Below are 7,438 nucleotides of genomic sequence, written 5' to 3'. Positions count from 1 at the left end.
GGCCAGCAGGGCATCGAGCTCGGCGAGATCCGGAACGCGATCGCGCCGGGCGGCTTGCGCCGGGGCACGCGCCGCGGCCGGGCGGCGCGGCGCCGGTTGCCGCGGCGGATCGCTGCGAGGCTGGGTTTGCGGGCTTGGCGTCATGGTCCCTCCCTGTTCATGCCGTGATCGATATCGGCGAGCAAGCGCGATGCCGGCTCCCGGTGCCGGGCACGCCCGGCACCGGGGCAGGCGCGTGCCGGCCGCGTCGATTCCGCAACCCGGCGGAAATTGCCCGCCTTGTCATTTTTCCCCGCGCCGCCGCTCAGGGCAGATGATTGCCGCCGGTCACGCCATACACCTCGCCGGTCACGTAGCTCGATTCCTGCGAGGCCAGCAGCACGTAGACGGGCGCGAGCTCGGCCGGCTGACCCGGGCGCTTGATGGGCGCTTCCGAGCCGAACACCTCGACCTTTTCCTGGGGCTGGCCGCCGCTCGGCTGCAGCGGGGTCCAGATCGGCCCCGGCGCCACCGCGTTGACGCGCACGCCCTGGTCGATCACCTGCTTGGCGAAGGCGTGCGTGAAGGCGGTGATGGCGGCCTTGGTCGACGCGTAGTCGAGCAGGCCGGGGCTGGGCTGGTAGCTCTGGATCGAGGTGGTGTTGATGATGGTCGCGCCCGGCGGCAGATGCGGCAGGGCCGCCTTGCAGAGCCAGAACATCGCGAACACGTTGGTGCGGAAGGTGGCCTCGAGTTGCTCGGTGGGCAGGTCGGCGATCTTCTCGACATAGACCTGCTTGCCGGCCACGTTGACGAGGATGTCGAGCCCGCCGAGGTTGGCCACGGCCTCGTCGACCAGCCGCTGGCAGAAGGCCTCCTCGCCGATGTCGCCGGGCAGCGCGATGGCCTTGTGGCCGGCCGCCTCGACCAGCTCCACCACCTCGCGCGCGTCGGCTTCCTCGCTGGGCAGGTAGTTCAGGGCGAGGTCCGCGCCCTCGCGCGCGAAGGCGATCGCCACGGCCCGGCCGATGCCGCTGTCGGCGCCGGTGATCAGGGCGCGGCGGCCCTTCAGGCGGCCCGAGCCGCGATAGCTCTGCTCGCCGTGGTCGGGCTTCGGGCGCATCTCGCGGGCCAGGCCCGGCGCCGGTTGCGGCTGCTTCTCGAAGTCGGGGCGCGGGTACTGGGTGAGCGGGTCGCGCATGGTGGTCTGGTCGGTGTGATCGGTCATGGATCGGTTCCTCCTGGCAGATGAAAGTCGGGTGCCGTGGTGTTCGCCGGCGCGTGGTTCGTTGTCGACGCAACGACCGTGCCCCGTCGTGCACCTATGGCGAGCCGCTTCGATGCGGTGCCATGCGGCGCGCCTTGCCTCGCCCGAAGCCGGGGCGGCGGCGTGGCTGGCGCCGCGCGTATCAAGCGTGTACCGGGCAGCCGTTGAAGCGGCTGCGATACGCGGCGGAAGCTTCGTAGAGGCTGCGGCGCACGTGCATCACGCCGCCCAGCGGACGATGCGCGGCCAGCCCGTGCCAGGGGCTGAACACCATGCCGTCGTCGATCGCCGCCGAGCGCGCTCCGCTCCAGGCCGGTTGCGGCGCCACGCGGATCGTCGCGACGCGCAGATACGGGCTCAGGTCTTCCGGCCAGACCACCGAGGCATCCTCGATCGGCATCTTCTCGATGTCGGTGGCCAACTGCACGCGCAGCTCCCATTCGCCGCCGTGCACGGCGAAGAAGGCCTCGACTTCCTCGCGCAAGGCGTTCGGCCGGCCCTTCAGGTCGATCGGCGCGTCCCGCAAGGCCAGCAGTTCCGGCGACACCGGCACCACGGCGAGCTTGGCGAAATACGGCCCGTGCAGGCAGGGCGCGCAGGTGTAGAAGCGCTCGCCGAGGATGTGCGTGGCCGGATGGCCGCCGAGATTCCTCAGCATCGCGCTTTCGCCGCCGAGCGCTTCGAGCGCGCGTTCGGCGCCGCGCATCACGGCCGACAGCGCCTTCTTGCCGCCGGGCGCGCGATCGGTGGTCTTCGACAGCATCGCCAGGCTGCGCACGAAGGCCTTCGGTGTCGCCGCCGCGAACGCCGGGGCGTTGACCATCACGAAGTCCTGCGTGGTATGCACCTCGCTGCCCGGCAGGCGTTCGCCGTCGACCTCGGCGATCTTCAGCGCCAGGCCGCGCGGCGTCGATACCGCGTCGTCCAGCACGTCGCCGGGGTTGGTCGACAGGCGCAGCGTCACGGGATAGCTGCCGCGACGCGCGAACACGCCATGCGCCAGCGCCGGCGGAAGCTCGCCGTCCACCGTCAGTTCGCCTTCCAGCAGGCCGTGGCTCTTGGCATGCACGCTGCGCACCGCATGCGCGTAGTCGCGCGAGGTGGTGGCCTGGATGTCCTCGAGGGCGGCAAGCAGTTGCCGGGTGGTGTCGGCCTCATCGTCGGGGATCCGCTCGAACATCGGGTCGAATGGCAGGGGCTGGATGCGCAACTGGGGCACGTTCATCTGGACTCCGGAGGATCGGCTGGAATCCCGCTTTCGCGCAATCGATGTGCCCGGGAGAGGGCGGCACGATGCTTGCGTGTTGATTGCGTATCGATGGCGTTGATCGCGCGATGGCCCCGCGCTCGAGAGCCAGCCGCGCGAATCGCCGATTACCCCCGACCACCCTGTTTCGTGGAGGCCACCATGACATTCCGACTTCATTTCGCCGCGCATCATGCGGGCTTGGACTGGCGCCGCCTCGGCGCGCTCCCGATCACCGAGGGGCCCGCCGCAGGCGGGGCGGGGCCGAGCCTGATGACGGCGGCCTCCGGCGCGGACGACGAGCCCGGCGCGCCGCGCAACGATCCGCACAATCCGGCGGTCCCGCGCGAGGGCCGCGACGACGATGCCGGGATCGACCGCGCGGTGCGCGAGGCGATCGCCCCGGTTCTGGATGCCGGCGCGGGCCGCGTCTCGATCGCCGTGCGCCAGGCGCACGTCACGCTGGAAGGCAAGGTGCCGACCGACGCGCTGCGCGAGGCGATCGGCCATGCCGCCGCGCAATGCCCCGCGGTGGCGAGCGTGGACAACCGGATCGCGGTCGAACCGATCGGCGGTGCCTCGGTGGTGTTGACGCCCGAGCGCCGCACCGTCACCCACTCGGACGAACCCGGCTCGACGCCCGCGCCGGGCAAGCGGGAGCGCGGGCGGGGCTGATGGCGGCATCGATGCGCGTCGGCGCGTCGGATGACGCGGTACTTTCTGCAAGACTTGTCAAAACCGCCGGCCGTGCCGCGCCCCGGTTCCTCGCGCGGCGATGGATCCGGGCCCTGCCGCTGGCCATCGTCGTGCAGCCGGGATGCCTCGCCGGCTTGTCGCCGATCTGTCACATCTCCGGAACACCCATTGCGTGCCCTGGATTTCCTCAGTCCGAAGGAGATCCTTCCCATGCATCGCATCCCCCGACCCTTGCTTCGCGCGGCCACGGCCGCTTCGCTGCTGGTGCTGGCCGGCATGTCCGCCGGCGCCCAGGCACAGACCACCATGCGGCCCGCGCCGACCGATACCACCCAGGCGCCGACGCGCACCCCGCCCGGCGCGCGCGGCGAGGATCCGCATTACCCGGCCTCGGGCACACAGGGCCAGGACAGCGGCGCGGCGATGCGCAGCCGCACCGACCCCGGCATGCACCCGATGGCGCCCGGCGGCGCGGGCAGCAGCATGTCGGGCGCCGGCAGCGGCAATCGTCCCGCCAACGGCAATTGACCGTGAGCGCGGCGAATCAAGGCCCGCTCCAGCGGCGCGCCATGACGCGCGCCTTGATGCGTCAGGCCGGAGCGACGAGGCCCGCTTCGATGCGGTGACCAGGGGCGGAATCGCGCCGGCGAGCGATGCGATCGCTCGGATCGCTGCCGGCGCGATCGATCCTGTCGGCCGGCATTGCATTGCCGGCGCAATCGAGCGCCATCGGTGCCGCCGCGCAGCGCACTATCCGCGGTACATGTCTTGCGCGCTTCCTGGCTTCACCCACCGCCCACAGGAGCGACGATGAACCGAATCCATTCCGGCCGGACCTTCCGCATGTCCCCGACCCAGATCCCGCCGATGCCCGATCCCGACGTCGAGGACCTGCCGGAGCAGGACGACCTGCCCGAGACGCCCCCCGAACCGCTGCGCGATCCCGAACGCGTGCCGCCGCTGCCGGTCAACGCGGCCCGGCGGACCCTGCCGGGGCGGGCAGCGGATCGTGGCCCGCACGGCGCGCGCCATGCCTGAGCAGCCCACCGAGCCGGCATCGAGCCGGGGCCGGCCGCTGGCCATGCTGCGCTACGCGGCCGTCTGTCTGCTGGTGGCGGTCATCGCCGGCGTGCGCGGCTTCGGCATCTTCGCCGGCACGTCCGGCGCGGGCGTGTCGAGCGCGATGGCGCTGGTCGAGCGGATCGGCTGCATCGCGCTGCTGGTGGTCGCGCTCGGGCTGTTCGTGGCGGCCGTGCGGCGTCGTTGAAACGCGGCGGCGAGCCGCTCGCCGCCTGTCTCGCGAGGAGGCGCGGCACGCCGCCGGCCATGCCGCCATCGATGCCGCGATCGTCGCCGCCTACGCGGCCGGCTTGAGCACCACCTTGGTCCAGCCGTCCTCGCGCGCATCGAACTTCCGGTAGCCTTCCGGCGCCTGCTCCAGCGGCAATTCGTGCGAGATGATCCGCGAGGGCTGCACGCGGCCGGCCTGGATCAGGTCGCGCAGCTTGCGGTTGTAGGCCTTGACGTTGGCCTGCCCGGTGGCGATGCGCTGGCCCTTCATCCAGAACGGGCCGAAGTCGAAGGCCAGCTTGCCCTGCTGGGCCAGCTTGTCCGGCGAGCCCGGATCCTCGGCCACGAACACGCCCACCACGCCGATTCCGCCGGTCGGCCGCACTGCCTTGACCAGCGCATTGAGCGTGGCATGCGGCACCTCGCGGCCGTGGCAACTGCACTGGTAGCCGACGCATTCGCAGCCGCGATCGGCGCCTTCGCCGCCGGTCAGCTCCAGCACGCGATCGATCGCGCCGCCGTCGCTGTCGTCGATCGGGATCGCGTCGAGCCGCTCGGCCAGCGCGAGCCGGTCGGCATGGGTGTCGACCACCATCACCTTGGCGGCGCCGCGCAGGCGCGCCGACATCGCCGCCATCAGTCCGACCGGCCCCGCACCGTAGATCACCACGCTGTCGCCGGGTTCGACGCCGGCCAGCATGGTGGCGTGATAGCCGGTGGGGAAGATGTCCGACAGCATCACGTAGTCGTTCTCCTTTTCCTCGGCGTCGGGCGGCAGCAGCAGGCAGTTGAAGTCGCCGAAGGGCACGCGCAGCAGCTCGGCCTGGCCGCCGCTGTAGGGGCCCATGCCGGCGAAGCCATAGGCCGCGCCGGCCATGCCGGGGTTGGCGGTCAGGCAGAAGCCGGTCAGGCCGCGCTCGCAGTTCTTGCAGAAGCCGCAGCCGATGTTGAAGGGCAGGCAGACGCGGTCGCCCACCTTGACGCGCTCCACGCCCTGGCCGACCTCGATCACCACGCCGAGGTTCTCGTGGCCGAGGATGCGGCCGGCTTCCATGTCGGTGCGGCCCTCGTACATGTGCAGGTCCGATCCGCAGATATTGGTGGTGGTGATCTTCACCAGCACGTCGGTCGGTTTCTCGATCCTCGCGTCCGGCATGTTCCTGACCGTGACGTTTCTCGGCCCTTCGTAGACAAGTGCTTTCATGGTGGCTCCCGGTGACTGGATTGGGGCGCGCGGCGGTTGCCGTGGCCGGGTTTGCCTGTCACGAGGCAGCAGGGGGCGTGCCGCCGCGCGCCGCGCGTGCGCCGCGGCCCGTCGTGACGGCTGGCGCGGCGCGGAAGTGGTGAACGAGCACTCGCTACAAAGGATTGGCGAAACGGATGGGCGGCGCGGGCCGATGAAGCGGATCGGCCTGCGCCGCGCTACTTGGCACGCGGCGTCGGCAGTTCGGCGTCGGGCGGTGCATGACCCTGGCGCAGCCGCGCCACGTTGGCCGCCACCGCCTCGGCGACGTTCGCGGTTTCCTGCTGCAGCGCCTCGTCGCGATCGAGCGTCGCGTGGCTGGTGGCATAGGGCTCGTAATAGCCGATGTAGCGATCCAGGCGCGATTTCGCGCCCGATTCGACCAGGCCGGTCCAGTCCAGCCAGTCGCTCAGCGCGCGACGCGAGGGCTCGATGCCGGCCACGTCGCCGTGCACGATCACGCCATAGGCGCGCCCGGCCAGGTGCTTCGGATAATCCCAGCCGGCCAGCTCGAGCCGCTTGGCCGCTTCGACCTGCTTGCCGTGCGTCGAGCTCGGATCGGGATTGCCGCCGTCGGCGCAGACCAGCCGGTCGATCATCAGCTTCAGCGGGCTGCTGACCTGGTACCAGTACACCGGCGTGACGAAGATCACGCCGTGGCAGGCCGCGAAGCACGCGTAGATCTCGTTCATCCAGTCGTTCACCTGGCCCAGCGAGTGGTTCGGATAACAACTGCAGGGCCAGTGGCACAGCGGCATCGCGCTGGACACGCAGCCCTTGCAGGGATGGATGTGCAGGTCGGGATCGGAGGCGAGCCGCGACAGGTCGAGCAGGTCGACCTCGCAGCCGCGGTTTTCCAGCGTTTCGCGCAGGATGCCGCTGAGCCGGAAGCTCTTCGACATCTCGCCCGGGCAGGTGTAGTCGTTGCGCGAGGACGCGTTGACCACCAGCACGCGCGAGGGCGAGGCCGGATCGGCTTGCCGCGCCTGTGCCTGTTCGATCCGCTCGCGCGCGGCGCGCCATTCGTCCGAGAGCGCGTAGCCGGGATCGGCGAAGCCGGGGCCGGCCGCGTGCGTGAGCGGCGACTTGCGCCCGTTCGAATAGGCGTCCCAGGCGATCGCCTCGAGCCGCGCAATGGCGGCATCCTCGCCGCGAAAGGCCGGATCGTGGAAGCGCGCGCGATAGCGTTCGCGAAACGCCTTGCGCGAGAGCATCGACTCGACCTGGCCGCGACGGACCTCGACAGGCTGCTCGCCGGGGGAAGAGGGGGATTCGGGTGGGGATGTCGGCTTCATGGTGGCTCGCGCGGTCAAGGTGATGACACATCGAGCGCGCAAGCGCGATGCCCGCGTCGCTGGCGCGGCGGAACGCGGCTTGCTGCTGGCGTTCCTATCAATCCACTTGGGAGGAGAACGCCATGAACAGCCGATATCGAGCCATCCTGCGCATCGTCGTCACGGCGGGCGCGTTCGCGGCGGCGGCCGGCGCGCCGGGCGCGGCTTCGGCCCAGAACATCGCGCCGGGCGTGCCGGGACGCTCGCAATTGCCCTCGGGTGCTTCCCAGCCGCATGGAGAAAGCCCGAACGCCGTGCATGAGAAGGGCGGCGCGGTGCAGCCGGACAATCGCGCCGCCGGCCATGCCGGCGCGCATCGCGGCTCGCCCGATTCACGCGGCGCGTCCCCGCGCGGCAGCGATTCGCGCAACGGCGGCGGCGCG

General features: G+C 71.1%; 8 protein-coding genes and 1 pseudogene. 5 read left to right on the top strand and 4 right to left on the bottom strand.

What is annotated here, in order from left to right; genetic code table 11:
- Window positions 1-304: 304 nt before the first annotated feature.
- Window positions 305-1,207 carry an SDR family oxidoreductase gene (locus F3J18_RS34400; RefSeq protein WP_025097204.1) on the bottom strand — a complete coding sequence of 301 codons (903 nt, stop codon included), beginning with the start codon at window positions 1,205-1,207 and terminating at the stop codon, window positions 305-307.
- A gap of 181 nt (window positions 1,208-1,388) precedes the next feature.
- A complete protein-coding gene (locus F3J18_RS34395; RefSeq protein WP_166916548.1) occupies window positions 1,389-2,471 on the bottom strand; it encodes a catalase family protein in 1,083 nt (360 codons plus the stop codon).
- 183 nt (window positions 2,472-2,654) lie between these two features.
- Here F3J18_RS34395 and F3J18_RS34390 point away from each other — a divergent pair, with 183 nt between their 5' ends.
- The 4 genes from F3J18_RS34390 (at window position 2,655) to F3J18_RS34375 (ending at window position 4,455) form a co-directional block, all read left to right on the top strand.
- The gene (locus F3J18_RS34390) at window positions 2,655-3,167 is read left to right on the top strand and encodes a BON domain-containing protein (RefSeq protein ID WP_166916546.1); all 513 of its coding nucleotides are present in this window, start codon (window positions 2,655-2,657) and stop codon (window positions 3,165-3,167) included.
- A gap of 231 nt (window positions 3,168-3,398) precedes the next feature.
- Window positions 3,399-3,716 carry a hypothetical protein gene (locus F3J18_RS34385; RefSeq protein ID WP_152554289.1) on the top strand — a complete coding sequence of 106 codons (318 nt, stop codon included), beginning with the start codon at window positions 3,399-3,401 and terminating at the stop codon, window positions 3,714-3,716.
- Between the two features lie 282 nt (window positions 3,717-3,998).
- The gene (locus tag F3J18_RS34380) at window positions 3,999-4,226 is read left to right on the top strand and encodes a hypothetical protein (RefSeq protein ID WP_166916544.1); all 228 of its coding nucleotides are present in this window, start codon (window positions 3,999-4,001) and stop codon (window positions 4,224-4,226) included.
- On the top strand, window positions 4,219-4,455 hold the full coding sequence (locus tag F3J18_RS34375; RefSeq protein WP_205195680.1) for a hypothetical protein: 237 nt from the start codon (window positions 4,219-4,221) through the stop codon (window positions 4,453-4,455). The genes F3J18_RS34380 and F3J18_RS34375 overlap by 8 nt, the downstream gene beginning before the upstream one ends.
- Window positions 4,456-4,545: 90 nt before the next feature.
- Here F3J18_RS34375 and F3J18_RS34370 read toward each other — a convergent pair whose 3' ends face one another.
- The gene (locus tag F3J18_RS34370; RefSeq protein WP_013690743.1) at window positions 4,546-5,682 is read right to left on the bottom strand and encodes a glutathione-independent formaldehyde dehydrogenase; all 1,137 of its coding nucleotides are present in this window, start codon (window positions 5,680-5,682) and stop codon (window positions 4,546-4,548) included.
- Window positions 5,683-5,900: 218 nt separating this feature from the next.
- Window positions 5,901-7,016, bottom strand: coding sequence for a flavodoxin family protein (locus F3J18_RS34365; RefSeq protein WP_205195678.1), 1,116 nt, complete (start codon window positions 7,014-7,016; stop codon window positions 5,901-5,903).
- Window positions 7,017-7,138: 122 nt separating this feature from the next.
- On the opposite strand from F3J18_RS34365, the pseudogene F3J18_RS34360 reads away from it, so the two are divergent.
- Window positions 7,139-7,438, top strand: a pseudogene (locus tag F3J18_RS34360) (hypothetical protein); the annotation flags it as partial.

This window comes from Burkholderia sp. Ax-1720 (genome assembly GCF_011753035.1).
GTDB classification, from domain to species: domain Bacteria; phylum Pseudomonadota; class Gammaproteobacteria; order Burkholderiales; family Burkholderiaceae; genus Burkholderia; species Burkholderia gladioli.
Note: the sequence above shows the minus strand (reverse complement) of the source record. Positions and strands in the feature narration are given on the sequence as shown.